At 38.8% G+C, this 20337-nt stretch carries 15 protein-coding genes; 7 read left to right on the forward strand and 8 right to left on the reverse strand.

Features of this window, described 5'->3' with window-relative positions; all coding sequences use genetic code 11:
• Positions 1 to 8 precede the first annotated feature (8 nt).
• The gene (gene panB / locus IV512_RS01790; RefSeq protein ID WP_209400063.1) at positions 9 to 827 is read right to left on the reverse strand and encodes a 3-methyl-2-oxobutanoate hydroxymethyltransferase; all 819 of its coding nucleotides are present in this window, start codon (positions 825 to 827) and stop codon (positions 9 to 11) included.
• Positions 828 to 962: 135 nt separating this feature from the next.
• Between panB and IV512_RS01795 the strand changes: the two genes are divergently transcribed.
• Positions 963 to 1421 carry a nuclear transport factor 2 family protein gene (locus IV512_RS01795; protein WP_209400065.1) on the forward strand — a complete coding sequence of 153 codons (459 nt, stop codon included), beginning with the start codon at positions 963 to 965 and terminating at the stop codon, positions 1419 to 1421.
• Between the two features lie 50 nt (positions 1422 to 1471).
• Here IV512_RS01795 and IV512_RS01800 read toward each other — a convergent pair whose 3' ends face one another.
• Positions 1472 to 2938, reverse strand: coding sequence for a Gfo/Idh/MocA family protein (locus IV512_RS01800; protein ID WP_209400067.1), 1467 nt, complete (start codon positions 2936 to 2938; stop codon positions 1472 to 1474).
• Positions 2939 to 3105: 167 nt separating this feature from the next.
• Between IV512_RS01800 and IV512_RS01805 the strand changes: the two genes are divergently transcribed.
• Positions 3106 to 4035, forward strand: coding sequence for a DUF1080 domain-containing protein (locus IV512_RS01805; RefSeq protein WP_209400070.1), 930 nt, complete (start codon positions 3106 to 3108; stop codon positions 4033 to 4035).
• 1 nt (position 4036) lies between these two features.
• Here the strand turns inward: IV512_RS01805 and IV512_RS01810 are convergent, their stop codons facing one another.
• The 4 genes from IV512_RS01810 to IV512_RS01825 form a co-directional block, all read right to left on the reverse strand.
• Positions 4037 to 5467, reverse strand: a complete 1431-nt coding sequence (locus IV512_RS01810) for an L-serine ammonia-lyase (RefSeq protein ID WP_209400072.1) — start codon at positions 5465 to 5467, stop codon at positions 4037 to 4039.
• Positions 5468 to 5530: 63 nt separating this feature from the next.
• A complete protein-coding gene (locus tag IV512_RS01815; RefSeq protein WP_209400074.1) occupies positions 5531 to 6769 on the reverse strand; it encodes a hypothetical protein in 1239 nt (412 codons plus the stop codon).
• A gap of 128 nt (positions 6770 to 6897) precedes the next feature.
• Positions 6898 to 8268 carry a glycoside hydrolase family 28 protein gene (locus tag IV512_RS01820; protein ID WP_209400076.1) on the reverse strand — a complete coding sequence of 457 codons (1371 nt, stop codon included), beginning with the start codon at positions 8266 to 8268 and terminating at the stop codon, positions 6898 to 6900.
• 67 nt (positions 8269 to 8335) lie between these two features.
• Positions 8336 to 9505, reverse strand: coding sequence for a Gfo/Idh/MocA family protein (locus IV512_RS01825; RefSeq protein ID WP_209400077.1), 1170 nt, complete (start codon positions 9503 to 9505; stop codon positions 8336 to 8338).
• Positions 9506 to 9715: 210 nt separating this feature from the next.
• Between IV512_RS01825 and dnaK the strand changes: the two genes are divergently transcribed.
• Together dnaK and IV512_RS01835 are read left to right on the forward strand one after the other, a co-directional pair.
• Positions 9716 to 11626 carry a molecular chaperone DnaK gene (dnaK, locus tag IV512_RS01830; protein WP_209400078.1) on the forward strand — a complete coding sequence of 637 codons (1911 nt, stop codon included), beginning with the start codon at positions 9716 to 9718 and terminating at the stop codon, positions 11624 to 11626.
• A gap of 126 nt (positions 11627 to 11752) precedes the next feature.
• Positions 11753 to 12688 carry a hypothetical protein gene (locus IV512_RS01835; RefSeq protein WP_209400080.1) on the forward strand — a complete coding sequence of 312 codons (936 nt, stop codon included), beginning with the start codon at positions 11753 to 11755 and terminating at the stop codon, positions 12686 to 12688.
• Position 12689: 1 nt separating this feature from the next.
• Here the strand turns inward: IV512_RS01835 and IV512_RS01840 are convergent, their stop codons facing one another.
• Entirely contained in the window at positions 12690 to 13118 is a 429-nt protein-coding gene (locus IV512_RS01840; RefSeq protein ID WP_209400082.1) for a DUF4440 domain-containing protein, read from the reverse strand.
• Positions 13119 to 13252: 134 nt separating this feature from the next.
• Between IV512_RS01840 and IV512_RS01845 the strand changes: the two genes are divergently transcribed.
• On the forward strand, positions 13253 to 14824 hold the full coding sequence (locus tag IV512_RS01845) for a sulfatase (protein WP_209400084.1): 1572 nt from the start codon (positions 13253 to 13255) through the stop codon (positions 14822 to 14824).
• 11 nt (positions 14825 to 14835) lie between these two features.
• On the opposite strand, the gene IV512_RS01850 is transcribed toward IV512_RS01845, so the two are convergent.
• Positions 14836 to 15435 (reverse strand): RNA polymerase sigma factor, encoded by a 600-nt coding sequence (locus IV512_RS01850; RefSeq protein ID WP_209400086.1) that lies wholly within the window; start codon positions 15433 to 15435, stop codon positions 14836 to 14838.
• Between the two features lie 111 nt (positions 15436 to 15546).
• Here IV512_RS01850 and IV512_RS01855 point away from each other — a divergent pair, with 111 nt between their 5' ends.
• Positions 15547 to 16707: a FecR family protein gene (locus IV512_RS01855; RefSeq protein WP_209400088.1), complete on the forward strand. Its 1161-nt coding sequence runs from the start codon at positions 15547 to 15549 to the stop codon at positions 16705 to 16707.
• Between the two features lie 136 nt (positions 16708 to 16843).
• Positions 16844 to 20332 (forward strand): SusC/RagA family TonB-linked outer membrane protein, encoded by a 3489-nt coding sequence (locus tag IV512_RS01860; protein WP_209400090.1) that lies wholly within the window; start codon positions 16844 to 16846, stop codon positions 20330 to 20332.
• The last annotated feature ends 5 nt before the right edge of the window (positions 20333 to 20337 follow it).

Below are 20337 nucleotides of genomic sequence, written 5' to 3' on the forward strand. Positions count from 1 at the left end.
TTTAAACCCTAATATTGTTCTTGATTGTTAGGGAAATCTCTACTTTTCACATCGTTTACATATTGAGAAATAGCATTGCCCATATCTTCATATAGGTTCATATACCTGCGCAGAAATCTAGGATTAAACTCATGGGTCATACCTAAGAGATCATGAATGACCAATACTTGCCCATCGGCGTGCTTACCACCACCGATACCGATAGTAGGTATAGAGATACTTTCAGAAACCTTTTGAGTAAGTTCGGCCGGTATTTTTTCTAGAACAACGCTAAAACACCCTAATCGTTCTAAAAGCTTGGCATCTTCCATTAGTTTCTCTGCTTCCTGTTCTTCTTTTGCCCGAACGGTGTAGGTGCCGAACTTGTAAATGGACTGTGGAGTAAGCCCCAAATGCCCCATAACAGGAATACCGGCGTTCAAAATTCGCTTCACCGATTCTTTTATTTCAATACCTCCCTCTAATTTAACGGCATGGGCACCACTCTCTTTCATAATTCGAATAGCAGAACGCAAAGCTTCTTTGGGGTCGCTTTGATAACTTCCGAAAGGAATATCGACTACCACCAGAGCCCTCTCAACAGCCCTGATTACCGAAGTGGCGTGGTAAATCATTTGGTCAAGGGTTATAGGCAGTGTGGTTTCATGACCGGCCATTACGTTACTCGCAGAATCACCTACAAGAATAACGTCTACATTGGCAGAATCTACAATTTTGGCCATCGAATAATCATATGCCGTGAGCATAGATATTTTCTCGCCGTTCTTTTTCATGTCCACTAGAGACTTTACCGTAACTCGTTTATATTCCTTTTTTGCAGTTGACATTTATTTTTGGTTTTGGAGGGATAAATGTAAGGAAATAGTTTTGTGGAAAATAATGGCCCCTCGTTTAGGGTAGTTTTAATATTTGGGCTTAATTAGATACCTTAGAGAAGAAAATAATGATTCAACCATAAAATCATGAGAATACTGCTAGTTCTTTCCTTCATTCTGGTTTCAGCAAGCTCTTGGTCGCAAGATTCGGAAGCTATGGAGGTGCAGAAAACTATCGAGAAATTCTTCGATGGCTTTCATGTACAAGACTCGGTTCAAATAAAACAAACGGTTTCAGATTCTATTATCATCCAAACTATAGCAATGGATAATATGGATAATCCTATGGTGAAATCAAAAGACTTGAACGAATTTTTAAAATTAATAGTAGCTATTCCGAAAAGCACAAAATTTGAAGAAGCGATAACCAATTATTCCATTCAAATTGACGGGCCTATGGCCAATGCTTGGACGGATTATAAATTTTATTTTGATGGTAAATTTCATCACTGCGGGGTCAATTCGTTTCAGTTGATCAGAGACCTCGAAAAAGGTTGGCAGATTATTTACATCATCGACACCCGAAGAAAAACGAATTGTAAATAAAACGGGGAGCTGAAATAGCTCCCCGTTATGCCTAGTAAAATAACTATTAATTAGAGCTCAAAGCCCTCGCGGTAGGTTCTACCCACGAATTGATTCGCTTCCTCTAAGTTAGTAATTCGCATGTTCTCACCATCCCATAATAACTTTTTACGAGCGTAGAAGTCCATCTTACCTTCGCTATCTTCTTTTCTTAGCATATAACTGCGAATGGCCAAATTACCCATCAATACGGTTTCTGTCATAGGGCCGGCATAATCGAAAGAAGAAGTTAAGCCTTTATGTTCTTTGCTGCCAAAACCAGCTTTACATGCATCGACCCATAAGCGTTGGTGACCGTATTCCGGCTCATCATTGGGCTCGGTTTCCGGTCCGAAATCTGTAGTGCCATCGTTCAAGTATAATTTGGGAGTCAATGGACTACTATCGTTAATATTGGTAGAAATAATACCTTTTTCACCAATAATCAGAACACCGTTATTACTTCCCGGCCCTCCGATATCGTTATTGGCAGGAATAATTTCTGGGTGTGAAGGTCTGATTCCGCCATCGCTCCAAGTCATTTCAATAGGTGATTTCGACTTTTCTGTGGCTCCAAAATGTAAAGTAATAAATGAGGATGCAGGGCACCCTTCAGGGTGATAATCTGCATTCCACATTTGAGAAAATACCGAACCAACACTGCATTCCGCATCCGTAGGATATTTTAATCCTAAAGTTCTAAAAGGTATGTCGATTAAATGGCAACCTACATCACCAAGTGCTCCGGTACCATAATCCCACCAGCCCCTCCAACTAAATGGATGCAAGTTTGGAGTATACGGTTTTTCAGGTGCAGGACCCAACCACTGATTCCAATTCAAGCTATCTGGTTTAGAAGATGGGTCTGGTTCTGGCATCGCACCACCTTGTGGCCAGACGGGTCTGTTGGTCCAAACCTGTACTTTAGATACCGCACCGATTGCACCATCATCGATCCATTTCTGAACCATTCCCAGAAGTGGGTTAGAACCGCCTTGGTTGCCCATTTGGGTCACAATCTTTTTATCGCGGGCCATTTGGGTAAGCGTACGCGCCTCACTAATATTATGTGTCATCGGCTTCTGCACATACACATGAACACCTCGGTTCATGGCATAGGAAGCGGCCGGACCATGAACATGGTCTGGAGTCGAAATGGTAACGGCATCAATGCCCTTCTCCTTGTCCAACATCTCACGGTAATCGGCATATAATTTTGCTTTCGGAAATCTTTCAACAGACCTCTTTGCAGATCCTTTAAAATCGACATCACAGAGAGCTACAACGTTTTCGCGACCGTTCACGGAAGCGTTTGCGATATCGCTCGAGCCTTTTCCACCCGCACCAATAGCGGCAAGGTTCAATTTATCACTAGGGGCAAGATAGCCTACGCCTCCCAATACATGGCGAGGAACGATAAAGATAGATGAGGCTGCCGCTCCTTTTTTGATAAAAGAACGTCTGGAGTTCGTCGAAGATTTTGTCTTCTTGTTTTTCATTTTCTTTTTGGATATAGTTTAGTAAAAGAATTAGCTTCTAAAGTTAGTAAAATATGTGAAATGTATAATGAACTAAGCCTTTAATAATCATTTTCTAAACTTCGTCATGATATTTGTTCATATTTGGTCGCAATACCTATATTTGAGGCTTATTTAATAACACTATAATGAAAAAAATAAAATTACTTCTTTATCTAGTTGCTTTTTGTTTAACCCCGTTCGTTAATGCCCAAGAGGAAAAATTCTTTGAAGGTAAATGGAATATTGAAATTGATAAAAAAGGGGAAAAGCTACCTTCTTGGCTAGAGATCAAACATTCAGGCGTAAAAACCTTAGTGGGGCGTTTTGTCTATGCATCGGGCAGTGCAAGGCCTATTTCAGAGGTGAAAGTTGACGGAGGAAAATTTGCTTTTACCATACCGCCACAATGGTCACCTGATTTGGGTGATGTAACGGTTAAGGGAGAAAAAGATGGAGATGGACTCAAAGGAACGTTAGCTTTTGCCCAAGGAGAAACTTATAATTGGACTGCTGAGAGGGCGCCAAAGCTGTCAACTGTAGAGAATCCGAAATGGGGTGAACCACAGGAAATTTTCAATGGTAAAGATTTGTCAGGATGGAAAGCCAAGGGAGAGAACCAATGGGTAGTCGAAGATGGTATTTTAAAAAGTCCGAAATCAGGTGCCAACTTGGTTACGGAAGATAAATTCGAAGATTTCAAATTGCATGTTGAGTTCAAGGTGCCACCCGGAAGTAACAGTGGTATTTATCTTAGAGGTCGCTATGAAGTTCAGATTACCGATGACCACGGAAGCGACCCTAGCAATGTACTTTTCGGAGGAGTTTATGGTTTTCTAACTCCAAACGAAATGGCTGCAAACCCGGCCAGTGAATGGCAAACTTACGATATCACCTTAATCGGTAGAAGAGTGACCGTGGTGGCCAATGGAAAGACGATTATCAGTGAACAGAATATACCTGGTATTACAGGCGGTGCTTTAGATAGTAAAGAAGGGGAACCGGGACCATTTTATATTCAAGGGGATCATGGCCCTATTTCTTTTAGAAAGTTCGTAGTTACTCCTAGAGTAGAATAATCTAACAATCACTCATATTAATGCCTACAGCGAGACCTCCTTCGGAGGTTTCCTTGTATTTAGAGCTCATGTCTTTAGCCGTGGCCCACATGGTTTCAACGACTTTATCTAAAGGTACTTTAGCATCTTGAGGGTCTGAGCCCAATGACAGTTCAGCGGCATTTATCGCTTTGATGGCTCCCATCGAATTGCGTTCGATACAGGGTATCTGAACTAAACCACCGATAGGGTCGCATGTGAGACCTAGATGATGTTCCATGGCAATTTCGGCAGCCATTAAAACCTGTTCGGGAGTACCACCTAAAAGTTCGGTCAATGCTCCGGCAGCCATAGCAGATGAAACACCGATTTCAGCCTGACAACCACCCATTGCAGCAGAAATGGTAGCTCCTTTTTTGAAAATACTTCCGATTTCACCGGCTACGAACAAAAATTGTTGAATATCTTCAAAATCCGCTTTGTGATTTTCAATTACCAGATAATACATTAAAACTGCAGGTATAACCCCAGCACTGCCATTTGTAGGGGCTGTGACCACACGCCCTAACGAAGCGTTCACTTCGTTTACGGCCAGAGCAAAACAACTCACCCATTTTAAGATTTGTCGAAACTTTACTTCGGTATTTCTGATGGTATTAAGCCACTCTTCGGGTGAACTATAGGATTCAAAATTTACTCCTAAAAGATTTTTATTAATATCGAAAGCCCTACGATGTACATTTAGACCGCCTGGCAGTTTACCTTGGGTATGACAGCCCGTGTACATACATTGCAACATCGTTTTCCAAACTTCGCGAGTTTTATGGTCTATTTCACTTTTGCTGTTTAGGGAAAGTTCGTTTTTAAGCACAATTTTAGAAATAGATGTATTTTGTTCTGTACAATACTGAAGAAGTTGTTTCCCATTTTCAATAGGGAAGGGGAAGCTATGAAAATTGGCAATTTTTTGTTTGGCATTTTTGCGCTCCTTGACTACCACAAAACCACCTCCAATGGAATAATAGGTGTTTGATTTTTTAATACCTGATTTTAATTGAGCTTCAAACTTAATTCCGTTAGCGTGAAATTCTAAAAATTTTTTATGAAAATGAATATTGGTTTCGGGTACAAAAGGTAGATTACGTTCGCCTCCGAAGTTAATAGTTTTCTGTTCTTGAATTTGCTGAACTGTGGTGTGAATATTCTCTATCGGCACTTCAACAGGGTCTTCACCAGATAACCCGAGCATCACCGCATAGTCAGTTGCATGACCTTTTCCGGTCAAGGAAAGGGAGCCATAGATGTGTACATCAATTTTATCAACTTCTTCGAAAAGGTGAGCCGATTTCAGTTCTTTAATCCATCTTTCCGCAGCACGCCACGGCCCTAACGTATGTGAGCTTGAGGGGCCGATACCAATCTTAAGCATATCAAAAACGCTGATGCACTCCATTTACCCTGTTTTGGGTAAAGTTATAATTTAATATTTAGAAGCTAATAATGTTTTATTCTTAACTTAATTGATGGGAACTCCAATCACAAGAGAGAAAATATTTTGGTTGAGTCCTTCAAATTTATCTAGTAGACCAGACCTCTGATAAAGAAAATCAAAATAAATTTCCTTATCGATAATTTCAGTTTGAAAACCGGTTCCCAACAAAAAGCCAAGATTCAGTTTAGAAAATGGACTTTCAGTAGTTTGGTCAGTTCTTGTGGTTACGCCATTTGTATCTTTTAATTCATAATCGTGTTGATATTCAGAGGATATCTCTAAATTATTGAATGCTCCGACTTGAAAAGTCGGTTTAATTTTTCTTTTGGGAAATTCATACTTCACTGAAAAATTATTTGACCAAAGAGTTCTTTTTAGATTAATATTATTTTTTTCGGTAAAATGGTAAAGGCTTTCTTGTCTACGATGGGCCCATTCCACATTTGAGAACGATATATAGGTAGACCATTGTAAAAATATTCTCTCATTCAACTTTGGGAAATTGGTCTTATAAAAAAAACCGACTAATGGCGAGGGAGTATTTTTGGTAGGGCTTTCCTTAAAATAATAAAATTGATTCTGTAATTCGTTATTTGCAGAAACAGTAATGTGGCTGAGACCAATTATCGGCCCAAAAGATTGATGAGGTTTTGAGGCTTTTTCACCATACACTTTATAAGATTCATTTTTTGTAATTTCTATATGGTAATTCTTGGCTATTTTAATTAGTGCTTTTCTATTAAAAGCTAATGTCGATAGTTCATTTAGAATGTTTTTACTTTTATAAAAAACCAAGGTTAATGTAGTGCGGTATTCGTGGCTGTCAAAAACATAGGTTTTACCATTTCTTAGCACTTCCTTTTCGTCGTTTTTAAGTTCATGGAATTTTCCCTTTTCATCTGTTATATAGAAATGCTCTTTGCCATTTTGACTTGAAATGAAAATATTTGTATTCCCATCAAATAGGTGCTCTAGAAATAGTTTTTCACTTAATCCTTTAATAGAGACTTCTTCAGACTTATAATTTTTTCCATTTTCAAATTGAAAAGAAATAAGATTCGAAGGAGTGTAGGTTTTAGATTTAGTATCTAAACTTTTCTTGAAAATACATTTTTTCGAATTAGATGTATTACTTCTATAATCAACAAAGCCTGATATAGTATCTTGATTTACCTTTACGATATAGCCTTTTCTAAAATCAGACTGAGAATAAGCACTTAGGGACAAAAATAGACATGGTAGCCACCAGTAATAGTTTTTCATGAAAAATAAAGTTGAGCTACCCAAAAATATTGTTATGAAAACGATATAGTTCAACTAAATTGTTCAATGGTCATTTAATTCGGTGATTGAATTAGAGGGAGATTTATAGTTTTTAATGATTAATTTCGTCAATCCATCTTAAAACCAATCACATTTTCATGAATCATCTGTTCTCCTAAAAGAGAATTAACCTTTACATTTTCCAAGGATATATTTTTAACAGGTTGCTCCTCTTGACCCATAATTTTAGATATAAAATCACCTTTTTTAAGCTGAATATTATTGAGTCTAATGTCTGAAATAGGCGTTAGCCTTTTTTCGTAGGTGGGCACCAAATCTTTCCATTGATAGAGCACATCGGTTTCAATACCCAAAACCCCATTTCGAACCTCGTTCGCCTTGATATTGTTCATAATTATGTTTTTCACGTAGCCACCACGGCGCTCGTTGGTTTTAATAAAAAGCAAATGAAATAAAGATGCGTTGTCTTCAACAACACAATTATCAATTAGTATATTTTCTATTCCTCCTGAAAGTTCGCTACCTATGGCCAATAATTGATGTCCGTTTTTTACCGTACAGTTTCTAATGACCATGTTTTTTGACGGAGTATTTAAACGCCAAGCATCTTGATTTCTGCCCGATTTTACGGCAATGGCATCATCGCCTTGGTCAAAAACACAATCTTCTATAAGTACATTCTGGCTCATTTCAGGGTCAACACCATCATTGTTATGGCCGTGGGCCTTAACCTTTACTCTTCTTATAGTTATGTCGTTGGATAAATAAGGATGAATAACCCAAAATGGACTATTGGTAATAGTGACATCTTCTAGTAAAATATTACTGCTTCTGTTGAATTGTATAAAATGAGGACGTAGGTTGGCGCTATCGTTTACCATTTGCCTTTCTTCTACATTATCACTTTTGGCAGCAAGGTTGTATAAACGTTTAAGACTGTTCATATGGCCTGGTGGTCTACCAAACCACTTTTTCCAGGTATCCATCTTGGCCCTAAGTTCACCCTCGCCGGTGATTGCTATATTTTCACATTCATAGGCATAGATTAATGGAGAGTAATTGTAACATTCCATACCTTCCCAAGTGGTGTGCACAGGAGGTAAATAGTCTTTAGGATTATCTGAGAACAGGAGAACAGCACCTTCTTCTAAATGAAGGTTTACATTGCTTTTGAGGTGAATTTTACCCGATATCCATTCTCCTTTCGGAACTAATACCGTACCGCACCCTCCAGAATTTGCTTCATCAATGGCCGACTTTAGCGCATTTTCTATGCTTTTTTGATCTCCCTTTTTGGCTCCCTTATCAACGATTGATATGGTGGGGCATTCAGAGAATTCTGGTGCTTTTATCATTGGCATATTGAATGGAGCTTCCACTTTTGTCTCAGTATAGGTGATTTGAGGTTTCTCTTTGGTGCAAGCAGTAAATATTAGGCATACGGTAAAAATTAGACATATCTGTTTAGATAAGGCCATGGAATTTTAATTTAAGGGTTTAAGGAAATAGAAATTCTAGAAAATCTGTAAACTGATGTAAATTAATTTACTGCACATTCAACTGAAACGCATTTTTCTGCGCTGTCAGCGCCAATTCGGTAGCCAAAAAACAGTGGTCTTGGCTCATGGCAGTTTCTGTACGGTTGACCACATCGCTGACCAATTGTTCGCCGAACGGCATATGTACATTATTGCAATCGAAGTACTTAGTTTCTTTTTGGTCTACTAAAAATAGGTGGTTTCCTTTGGGTCTTCCGGCGATATCAATGTACTTGCGCATTTCAATATAACCCTCGGTGCCCAATATAAATGTTCTGCCATCGCCCCAAGTGCCTAGGCCTTTTGGCGTAAACCAATCGATTCGTATATAACCCGTAGCATGACCACTTCGAACCATCATATCACCAAAATCTTGATAATTGGGATAGTCGGGAGTACCGAAATTACCTACTTGTGAAGTACTGACTTCAGCTTGTTTAGAATTTGTGTAATATAAAAACTGGTCGCACTGATGCGAACCGATATCGCAAAGTATACCGCCTGCTTTTTCGGGGTAAAAGAACCATTCTGCTCGACTTTCAGGGCGCATGTTATGTGGACCCAACCCAATGGTTTGGATCACCTTGCCAATAGCGCCTTCTTTGACCAGTTTACCGGCCATTACGGATGCTGGGTTGGCTAAACGCTCGCTATAAACAATCGAATATATGCGCCCCGTTTCTTTCTGTACTTTTTTGACCTCGTTAAATTGATCAAAGGTCAGAATACCTGGTTTATCGGTCATATAATCTTTACCCGACTTCATAACTCGAATACCGATCGGTGCTCGCTCTATGGGTATAGCAGCACTCGCTACGAGCTGTATGGAGTTATCCTCTATAATTTCCGTTTCACTCTTGGCCACCTTCACATTGGGATATTTCTTGGTGAAATTTTTCAAAAGCTCTGGCTCTTTGGCATAGACGGCTACCAATTTTCCACCACCACCTAACAATGAGTCTACCATTCCGTAGATATGGCCGTGGTTGATACCGATTACCGAAAAGCGAATGGTATCTTTTATGATCGGCCTTTTTGTTTCGGGTAATACAATCTCTCTAACATCGCCACCTTGAATATTACTGCCACATATATCAAGGGGAATCATCGATGCTGCGGCCAATCCGGCCGCCGAAGTAGCCCCTTTTCTTAAAAAATCTCTTCTATTAAATTTCATAATTGTGTTGAATTGTCATACCCTGCAAAATAGAAAAATTAATGCAGTAATCTGTCTTTAGCATTTAAATTAGTAGAGTAGGGCTTTCCAAAAATAAATATGAAGTGTATATCAAAATGACATCATGTCATGTTGTTGTCGCTTGGCATATTGTTTGTCATTTAGTTAGCGATTTAGAAAAACAAGCACTAATATTTAATAACATATAGAATGAGCAAAATTATAGGTATAGATTTGGGTACGACCAACTCCTGTGTCTCCGTAATGGAAGGTAATGAGCCCGTCGTAATCCCTAATGCAGAAGGAAAACGAACAACCCCGTCCGTTATCGCTTTCGTAGAAGGTGGTGAAATTAAAGTTGGAGACCCGGCCAAAAGGCAAGCGGTGACCAACCCTAACAAGACCATATACTCTATTAAGCGTTTTATGGGGAATAAATATTCCGAGTCTAGTAAAGAGGCCGGAAGAGTACCTTATAAAGTAGTGAAAGGTGATAATGATACACCTCGTGTCGATATCGAAGGTCGTTTATATACACCTCAAGAGCTTTCAGCTATGATTCTTCAGAAAATGAAGAAAACGGCTGAAGACTATTTGGGTCAAGATGTTACACGTGCGGTAATCACCGTACCGGCTTATTTTAACGATGCGCAACGTCAAGCTACAAAAGAGGCCGGAGAAATTGCCGGACTTACCGTTGAAAGAATTATCAATGAACCTACTGCCGCTTCTTTGGCATATGGTCTTGATAAAAAAGATACTGATCAGAAAATCGTGGTTTTTGACTTTGGTGGTGGTACTCATGATGTTTCTATCTTAGAATTAGGAGACGGTGTATTTGAAGTATTGGCTACTGATGGTGATACTCACTTAGGTGGTGACGATGTTGATCAGAAGATTATCGATTGGTTGGCCGAAGAGTTCAAAAGTGAAGAAGGTATTGACCTACGTGAAGATGCCATGGCACTTCAGCGCCTAAGGGAAGCTGCCGAAAAAGCAAAAATTGAATTGTCTTCTTCGGCACAGACTGAAATCAATTTGCCATATGTAACAGCTACATCATCAGGCCCAAAGCACTTGGTGCGTTCATTGAGCCGTTCAAAATTCGAGCAATTGATCGAAGATTTGGTGAAAAGAACTATCGAGCCTTGTCAGGCAGCCTTAAAGGCGGCCGGTCTTTCAAAAAGTGATATCGATGAAATTATATTGGTAGGTGGTTCTACGAGAATACCTGCTGTACAAGAAGCTGTTGAAAAGTTTTTCGGCAAGAAACCATCAAAAGGTGTAAACCCTGATGAAGTAGTAGCTGTCGGAGCTGGTATTCAAGGAGGTGTTCTTACGGGTGATGTAAAAGATGTATTGCTGTTAGATGTTACTCCTCTTTCTTTGGGTATAGAAACTATGGGAAGTGTGATGACCAAGTTGATCGAAGCAAACACTACGATACCAACAAAGAAATCGCAGGTGTTCTCTACAGCGGCAGATAATCAGCCATCAGTGGAGATTCACGTATTGCAAGGTGAGCGCCCAATGGCAGGAGATAATAAAACTATCGGTAGATTCCATTTAGATGGTATTCCACCAGCGCCAAGAGGTACACCTCAAGTAGAAGTGACCTTTGACATCGATGCGAACGGAATCATTAAGGTTTCTGCAACTGATAAAGCGACCGGTAAATCTCAAGACATCAGAATTGAAGCTTCTTCAGGTTTGACCGATGAGGAGATTCAAAAGATGAAAGCTGAGGCGGAAGCGAATGCAGAATCTGATAAGAAAGCTAAAGAGACAGCTGATAAGCTTAACGAAGCTGACGGAATGATTTTTCAAACAGAAAAGCAATTGAAAGAATTCGGAGAAAAACTTTCCGATGACAAGAAAAAGCCGATTGAAGATAGTTTGGAAGAATTGAAGAAAGCCTACGAGAGCAAAGATTTGGCGGTAATTACCCCGGCATTGGACAAAATCAATGAAGCCTGGAAAGCAGCTTCTGAAGAAATGTACAAAGCTCAAGCGGAAGGGCAACAACCAGGTGGCCCATCGGCTAATGGTGAAGACACCGCAAGTTCTGAGGCAAGTGAAGGCGATAACGTTGAAGACGTAGATTTCGAAGAGGTTAAATAATAAGTTTAACTTCTCATTATAACTAGTTAAGACCCGTTAGGTAATTGAACCTAGCGGGTTTTTTCATTTTGTCGAAATGGTACGGCTTTTGTTTTCAGTTGAATTAAATACAAGTAAATTTGTACCATGACTAAAAAACTGCCAGTTCATCTTTACGTTTTTTTCATACTGGTTTCTATCTCAGCTACTGCACAAGAAATAGAAACCTTCAGGGTCGAAGATTTTGATTTGAACGGAAAGGTAAAATCAAGTTTGGTCATTACTGATTATGGTAAAGAAGAATATCATTTTGACGAATCAGGTAGATTGACCAAGTCTGTAACCAAGTTTAGTGAAAGTGATTATGTAACAACCTACTATAAATATGAAAATCAAGAACTGATAGAGAAACGGGTTGAGAATTATCATGACAACACCTTCGATAGCGCCACGTCAATTGCTAATTTCTACTCCTATGACTCGGTGCCCGAGCGAAAAGTGACCGAGAAAATAGTAACTTACGAAAAGGAGCTAATAGAAAAGAATATATACAGATATGGAGATGATGGAAAATTGTGGAGTATTGAAAGCGTAGATACCGATGGTATCGATCAGAGTACTTTTTCGTACGAAACTGACGATTCTCTTGAACTTGTGACCGAAACCAAGAACGGGGTCTTGGCCAAAACAGTTCAAACTACTTTTTCGGGTTCCGAAAGCGACTCGTTAAGAAAAAAGACGATTATAACCCAAGAATATATTGATGGGGAATTCAATAGTAAAGAGATCGAGATAGTCGATGTAGATAAAAAACCATTGTTCTATAGTTCATCTATATACGATACTGCCACCGACAAATGGATCGTACAGTTAGAGAATACCTATGTCTATGATGCCAGCGGGGTGTTGTCTGAGTTAAAAATTAAAAAACAAGGTTTGGCATCGACCAAGGGGTACATCTATCAATTCGACAGTAGTGAAGCGAACAACTGGGTAAAAGAAATTATTACACCTGATAATACCTATAAGACCCGAAAAATTAAGTATTACCCTAAATTGGTGGTTACAGAGATAGAGGAGTGATCTAGCAAGAAGAATCGGCAATTATCTTCCATTGACCATCAATCTTTTTAAATATTATCATAAACGTTCCATTGGCGTCACCTACTTTTCGCGTCAAATGATACTGCCCCATTACATAATAGGCACCTTCGTTGATTTTAGTTATTTGGTCGATTGTAAATTCAAGACTGCCTATGTAATCATCGTTAGGATATCCTTTTTTATAGTTCTCTAGTGTGGTTTGCCAACCTCGTGTTATTTTCCCACCGCTGTAATAGGTTAGGGAGTCAGATTGCCAATAGCCTTGCATAAAACCTTCAAGGTCACCATTCGTCCATGCTATTTTTTGTTTTTTGATAATGTCTAAAATAGCCTTTTCGTCATCGTTTTGGGCCAGAATAGAGTTTAAGGTAAATAAAAAGGAAAGAAAGAATAGAACGGTAGTTTTCATAAAAATTACGATTTGACCAGATTTTTTATGAAAATAAGAATAGTTATCCGCTTTGTGATATAGTCAAGGGTAAATTTGCCCTTTGTATCTATTCTTTACTATCTTCAAACGGAAATTGAACCAACCTTTTTACCATGACCAAACAAGTGTACTACCTGCTTTTATTCGTTTTATTTATCTATCCATATTTCAACAATGCTCAAGAAAAAATAGATGCTGAGCGTCCTAACATTCTGTTTATACTTTCTGATGATCACACTTCGCAAGCATGGGGAATCTATGGTGGAATTTTAAAAGATTATGTCAAGAATAAAAATATAAAACGATTGGCTTCTGAAGGGGCGGTATTGAACAATGCGTTTTGCACCAATAGTATTTGTACACCAAGCCGTGGTAGTATACTTACCGGTCAATACAGTCATATAAATCAAGTATATACCTTGAACGAACCCATACCAGATGGTCACCCGAACATCGCTCGAACACTTTCTCAAAAAGGGTATCAGACCGCTATTATTGGTAAATGGCATTTAGTCGGGCAACCACAAGGGTTCGATTACTTTAATGTGCTACCAGGTCAAGGGCGTTACTGGAATCCTATTTTAAAGACCAAAGAAACCTGGAAAGATGGCCATGATGGTTCAATAGGAAAAGAATACAAGGGTTTTTCTACGGATATAATTACAGATTTGACCATAGAACATTTAAAGCAGCGAGATGATGAGAAACCTTTTCTTATGTTCTGTAATTTTAAAGCCACGCACGAACCTTTCGATTATCCGGAAAGATTCGCATCGTTATATGAGAACGAAGAAATACCCGAGCCGAGTTCTCTATACGATTTCGGTCCAGCGACCACTGGGCGCACCTTCGTTGGCCAAAAACTCGAAAATCTAGGCAATAGATGGGACAGTGCTACAAAAGACCCCGAAAATTGGTGGACAACATATCCTGGTCTACCTTATCCATTAGACGGAATGGATAGCATTCAGAAACGAAAAAAAATATATCAGAAGTTGGTAAAAGACTTTATGCGATGTGGAGCCGCCATCGACGATAATATCGGCAAATTATTGGATTTTTTAGAAGAGGAGGGTATCGCCGATAATACAGTTGTGGTGTATACCGCCGACCAAGGGTACTTCTTAGGTGAGCACGGTTTCTTTGATAAGCGAATGATTTACGAAGAATCGCTACGTATGCCTTTTGTGATCAGATATCCAAAGGAAATAAGAGGAGGCCAACGTATCGACGATATTATCTTAAATATTGACTTTCCGGCTCTTTTAGCCGATTATGCAGGTATTGAACATCCTGCATTTCTACAGGGCACCAGTTTTAGGTCAAACTTAGCAGGCAATACACCTGAAAACTGGAGAAAGCAAATGTACTATCGCTATTGGTTGCACCACCCAAATAGACCGGCCCATTTCGGTATACGCAATGAACGGTATAAGCTTGCGTTTTTTTACGGCCAACCCTTGGGTAAAAAAGGAACCTCAAAAGAAATAACGGCACCCACTTGGGAATTTTACGATTTAGAGAGCGATCCTAAAGAACTTCGAAATGCCTTTGACGATCCTGCCTATACCGCTATAATTAAAGAAATGAAAAAGGCTTTGGTCGAAGAAAGAAAAAAATATAAGGATAATGATTTAGATTATCCTGAAATGAAACCTATACTATCTGAAGCCAACTTAAGGTAGCGTTAATCATATTAAGCCCGAATCGTTTTAGCTTTTCTAAACCCATATAGCAAAAATAGAATAGGTTCGACATCACTATTAGCTTTCTTTCTTAAAATCGCGAAGGCTTTGGTTATATGATATTCGATAGCTTTCTTCGAAAGATTCAAATGCTCCGCAATTTCAACATTGCTAAAACCTTCTTGCTTGCTCATCAAGAATATTTTTTTGCACTTTGGAGGCAGGTTTTGAATCTCTTTCTGAACTATAGATAAGAGCTTTTCGAAAAACACTTCATCTTTTTCTGTAAATCTTTCAAGCTCTTCTATATATTTTTTCTCAAGGGCGGTAACCGATTTCTGTTTACGGTATTGATCGATGAACTCATTGTGAACCGATTTATATAGAAAACTTTTAATCGTAAAATCAGTTTTTAAATTATGTCTTCGCTCCCATGTTCTAATAAGAACATTTTGAACAATATCTTCTGCTTGATCTTTATCGTTAACCAAACTATTGGCATAGACACAAAGCCTATGGTGATATTTTTCGACTAAGTATTCATAGGCATGCTCATTTCCGTTTTTTAAGTGCTGAATAAAAAATTCGTTGTCACTGAAATCAGTTTTCATAATTTAGGGAAAGGAAGTTTTAAAGCTGTTAGAATTTAAATTTATGAAAAAAATCATTAAAAAATTTAGGGTTACATAAATTATGCACGTATTAGTGATATATATCATAATATGAAAGAATCTGGCTTCGATAATAAAGTAGCTAAGTTTTTAACCCATTCTATTTCATCGGAAGAGCTTGATGATTTGAATCTAAAGTTGAAAGATGAGGTTTATCATAAGGTATTTAGGTCCCAAATAGAAATAGATTATACCACCAGGCATATTATGAGTCGATACAACGCCGATAAGGCCAAACAGCAATTGTTAAATAAAATTCGTCAAGATAAGCGAAGCATTAGAAGGTTGAACTTATATAGGTTCGGTAAGTATGCTGCACTAGTAGTTGTATTTTTTGGCTTAGGTTACTTGTATTGGGACCATAATTTTCGTCAGGGCAAAAGTCAAGTTGTTGCTAAGAATATCGAACAGATTACCTTAGAACTTTCCGATGGCACGGTCAAAACCATTTCAGAAATGGGTAACGTTTCGGTACACAATAAAAATGGTAAGCGTGTAGGTCTGCAACAGGGCAACCAGCTTATCTACCATAAAGGCAATAAAGCCAAAGAGCTTGTATTTAATACTGTTAAAGTACCTTATGGAAAAAGATTTGTTCTCATACTTTCAGATGGTACCAGAGCACATTTGAATGCAGGAAGTTCATTAAAATACCCTGTGGAGTTCATTAAGGGCCATAGTAGAAAAGTATTTTTAAACGGCGAAGGATATTTTGATGTTACAGAAGATAAATCACATCCCTTTGTAATTAATGCCAACGAATTGAATATTCAAGTTTTGGGTACGAAGTTCAATTTATCTGCATATCCTGAAGATGAGCAGATAACAACGGTACTTATTGAAGGGTCGGTAGCTTTTTATGACACCTCATCAGAATTCGATGAGAGTTCAGAACGTTTGGTTCCGGGGCATATGGCGGTATGGGAAAAACAAGATAAAACCCTCGAATTCAAAGAGGCCGATACTGATTTACATACGGGATGGATGGATGGTAAAATTATTTTCAGTCATATGCCATTTGAAGATATACTTAAAAAACTGGAGCGAAATTATAATGTTCATATAAACAATACGTATGAAGAGCTCGGCCAAGTTCGATTCAACGCAAGTTTTGATACTGAAACCATTACCCAGGTTTTTGAAGCTTTCAGTAAAAACTATCCAATGAAATTTCAAGTAAATGAAAATGAAGTAATAATTTCTAAACCCTAAAATAAAAGCCTATGATATAAAGATGCTGTGATTACCAATACTTTAAATCAAAAAATCGAGAAATGCTGGCACATTTCCCGATTCGGATTTAGAGTTGATTTACACTTACGTTAACCACCTAAATTTGAACAAAGATATGAAAAACCCAACCATATGGTTGAGGGAGAACATCCCTTATCCATTGAAGTTACAGCAAAAAATGAAATTCAGTATTTGTCTTTTTGCCATTATATTTTTTCAGGCGCAAGGAAATCCGTCCTCGGCCGATACTGAAATAACCATGCAATTGCGAAATGTAACCGTAGAAAAAGTATTGCATGAGATTGAATCGTTAACCGATTTCAAAGTCTTATACAACGACAATCAAGTAAACTATAATAGAAAAGTTAGTGTCAAATATGTAAAAGCTCCTTTGATCGGTGTATTATCTGATTTATTTGAAGGAACTACTATATCGTTTGAAATATTAGACACTCAGATTATCTTAACAAAAGCAGCTACTTCCCAACTCAACACTAAAAATGTAATTCAGCAAGAAATATCAGGAATAGTATCAGATAGTGAGGGCATGCCTTTGCCTGGTGTTTCCGTCGTTGAAAAAGGAACCACAAATGGTACCGCCACTGATTTTGACGGTAAGTATTCTATTACTACCCAAGGGGCCAATGCAGTACTTCTATTCAGTTCGTTGGGCTTCGCTTCTAAAGAAATACCGGTGGGGCAGTCAACAGAACTTAATGTTCAATTGGCGGAAGATTCCGAAGCTTTAGAGGAAGTTGTAGTTACAGCGCTTGGTATCAAACAAGAAACCCGAAAACTGGGTTACTCTGTCGCCAAGGTCGATGCAGAAGATGTAAATGTAAACCGTTCATCAAACTTTATGAATAGTTTACAAGGTAAGGTTGCGGGGGTCAACGTTTCCGCCTTGGGCACAGGGCCCGGTGGTTCATCTAAGGTGCGTATTCGCGGACAATCTTCTATTTCAGGCACAAATAACCCTCTGATTGTAGTAAATGGTGTTCCTATTGATAATACCAGTTTCGGCACCAATATAGGTAGTAGCGGGGGCAGTAGTGAACTCGGTACAAGCGATGGAGGTGTTTATTCCGATGGTGGAGATGGTTTCTCAAGTATTAACCCCGATGATATTGAGAGTATGACCATATTAAAAGGGGCGACAGGTGCCGCTCTATACGGTTCTCGTGCCAAAGACGGGGTAATCATGATCACTACAAAAACAAGGGGCACGGGTCAAGGTATTGGAGTCACTTATAATCTAAGTATTGCAGACCATACCCCGCTAGATTTCACTGATTATCAGTACCAATATGGTCAAGGTGAGAACGGGGTAAGACCCACATCAGCGAATCCTACATCGGGCCAATGGTCTTTTGGAGAGCGGTTTCAACCGGGTATGACTCAGGTATTGTTCGATGGTATAGAGGTACCCTACGAACCGGTTTATGATAGAATAAAAGACTTTTATCGGCACGGATTGGACATAACTAATTCCATAGGGCTTTCAGGTAATAGTGAGAAAGGTGGATATAACCTTTCAATTTCTAATTTGGAAAGTAAAGGTATTACCCCGAATAACGAGTTTCAAAGAATAAATGTTGGTTTAGGCGCGAGTTACATTTTGTCGAATAAACTATCGTTTACTACCAATATTAACTATTCCAACGAAAAAAATACCAATCCACCCAATGTAGGGCAACAAGACAATACCATTCCGGTAGCCTTGTTCAACATGGCAAATTCGATGCCGCTCGACCTTTTGAATGAAAATAAATTCGACGAAGATGGTAACGAGTTTGTGTATTCTCGGTTTAGAAATAGAACGAACCCTTATTTCACGCTTAGCGAACAATTTAATAACATTGAGCGGGATCGTATTTTCGGTAATGCCTCTTTAAAATATAATTTTTTACCCTGGCTTTTTGGTCAGGTAAGGGCAGGTCAAGATTATTGGTCTCGTGATCAGGATTATAATGGGTTTCCTACAGGTCAGGCTTCAAGACCACCTGCCCCCGAAGGCTTTGTAAACGGAACATATACTCAAGAAGTACGAAGATTTCGTGAAACCAATGTTGACTTTCTTTTATCGGCCTCTAAGGAGTTTGGTGAAGATTTCGGACTTGGTGTGAACTTCGGTGGCAATAAATTGAAAAGAACATCGAAATTGAATCGCGTAAACGTTACCGATTTCGTTATTCGAGATTTGTATACCGTACAAAATGGTCGTGTTAAAGACCCCATTTATAACTTATCTGAAAGATTGGTAAACTCGTTGTATGGATCTGTAGACCTTTCTTTCAAAGATACTTACTATTTGAGTGGTACTATGCGAAACGACTGGTTTTCAACTCTAGCTCCCGAGAATAGAAGTATACTTTATCCATCGGTATCTGCTAGTTATGTATTTTCAAATACTATTGGAGAATCGAACTGGTTAACTTTCGGTAAACTACGTGCAGCTTATGCTGAGGTTGGCAGTGATACTGACGTACCTCCGTATTCCGATGCATTATTTTATAGTATCAACACTAATCTCTTTTCGAATTCTGAAGGGCAATTGCAGCCTGTGGCGGCACCTAACACCAATACTTTGCCCAATCCTGATTTGAAGCCTATGCGGGTCAAAGAGACAGAAATTGGCCTAGACCTAAGAATGTTCGATTCAAGGGTGAATCTAGATTTAAGTGTGTATCGAAAGTCCACATTTGATCAAATCATTCCAGCACAAATATCAAATTCTTCCGGTTTTGTAAGTACGCTAATCAATAGTGGAGAGAGTAGAAGTGATGGTGTCGAGGCTTTATTGAGCTTGGTTCCTGTACGAACAGAAGATTTTCAATGGGATTTGACCTTAAATACATCTTACAATAAAACAAAGGTAATCAGTTTGCTTTCTGACACAGCAGGGGAGAGCATTGTTGTAGGTACTCATGCGTTTAACGGTTTCCTTTATCAGGTTGTGGGTGAAGAAATTGGTCAATTGGCTGGTTTCGGATATAAGTTTGACGACCAAGGAAGGCAGATTTTTGCTGATGATGGTAGGCCTCTACGTTCAGATGATATCGTTTTCTTCGGAAGCGCTTTGCCAAAATGGGTGGGCGGTATCACCAACAGTTTCAAGTATAAAAACTTCAATGCCTCTTTCTTGATAGATTTTAAATTGGGAGGAAAAATGATTTCCGGAACCAATTTCAATGCAACACGTCACGGACTTCATAAAATGACTTTGGAAGGCAGGGAAGGAGGAGTTGTTGGAGATGGAGTAAACCAAGCTGGTGAAACCAACACTGTAGCTACACCTGCTCAGACATACTGGGAGGTAGTTAGATCACAGCAGCTTATAGAACCTATAGTTTATGATAGTGGTTATTGGAAATTCAGACAGTTGAATATAGGTTATGACTTTGGCGACCTACTATCAGATAACAGCTTTTTCAGTGGTGTAACTATGAGTTTGTTTGCGAATAATGTTTTCATTATCAAAAAATGGGTTCCGAACATTGATCCCGACTCTTTCGGGTACAGTTCCGATAATGTGTCTGGGCTTGAATCTACTGGTGTACCGACCACCAGAAGTATAGGATTGAACCTTAATTGCAAATTTTAAAGGAG

The organism is Pseudozobellia sp. WGM2, assembly GCF_017810075.1.
Taxonomy (GTDB): Bacteria; Bacteroidota; Bacteroidia; order Flavobacteriales; family Flavobacteriaceae; genus JADNYK01.

Excerpts from the sequence above, each read along its gene's own strand:
- panB (WP_209400063.1), bottom strand. The coding sequence starts at position 827 with ATGTCAACTGCAAAAAAGGAATATAAACGAGTTACGGTAAAGTCTCTA.
- IV512_RS01795 (WP_209400065.1), top strand. The coding sequence starts at position 963 with ATGAGAATACTGCTAGTTCTTTCCTTCATTCTGGTTTCAGCAAGCTCT.
- IV512_RS01800 (WP_209400067.1), bottom strand. The coding sequence starts at position 2,938 with ATGAAAAACAAGAAGACAAAATCTTCGACGAACTCCAGACGTTCTTTT.
- IV512_RS01805 (WP_209400070.1), top strand. The coding sequence starts at position 3,106 with ATGAAAAAAATAAAATTACTTCTTTATCTAGTTGCTTTTTGTTTAACC.
- IV512_RS01810 (WP_209400072.1), bottom strand. The coding sequence starts at position 5,467 with ATGGAGTGCATCAGCGTTTTTGATATGCTTAAGATTGGTATCGGCCCC.
- IV512_RS01815 (WP_209400074.1), bottom strand. The coding sequence starts at position 6,769 with ATGAAAAACTATTACTGGTGGCTACCATGTCTATTTTTGTCCCTAAGT.
- IV512_RS01820 (WP_209400076.1), bottom strand. The coding sequence starts at position 8,268 with ATGGCCTTATCTAAACAGATATGTCTAATTTTTACCGTATGCCTAATA.
- IV512_RS01825 (WP_209400077.1), bottom strand. The coding sequence starts at position 9,505 with ATGAAATTTAATAGAAGAGATTTTTTAAGAAAAGGGGCTACTTCGGCG.
- dnaK (WP_209400078.1), top strand. The coding sequence starts at position 9,716 with ATGAGCAAAATTATAGGTATAGATTTGGGTACGACCAACTCCTGTGTC.
- IV512_RS01835 (WP_209400080.1), top strand. The coding sequence starts at position 11,753 with ATGACTAAAAAACTGCCAGTTCATCTTTACGTTTTTTTCATACTGGTT.
- IV512_RS01840 (WP_209400082.1), bottom strand. The coding sequence starts at position 13,118 with ATGAAAACTACCGTTCTATTCTTTCTTTCCTTTTTATTTACCTTAAAC.
- IV512_RS01845 (WP_209400084.1), top strand. The coding sequence starts at position 13,253 with ATGACCAAACAAGTGTACTACCTGCTTTTATTCGTTTTATTTATCTAT.
- IV512_RS01850 (WP_209400086.1), bottom strand. The coding sequence starts at position 15,435 with ATGAAAACTGATTTCAGTGACAACGAATTTTTTATTCAGCACTTAAAA.
- IV512_RS01855 (WP_209400088.1), top strand. The coding sequence starts at position 15,547 with ATGAAAGAATCTGGCTTCGATAATAAAGTAGCTAAGTTTTTAACCCAT.
- IV512_RS01860 (WP_209400090.1), top strand. The coding sequence starts at position 16,844 with ATGAAAAACCCAACCATATGGTTGAGGGAGAACATCCCTTATCCATTG.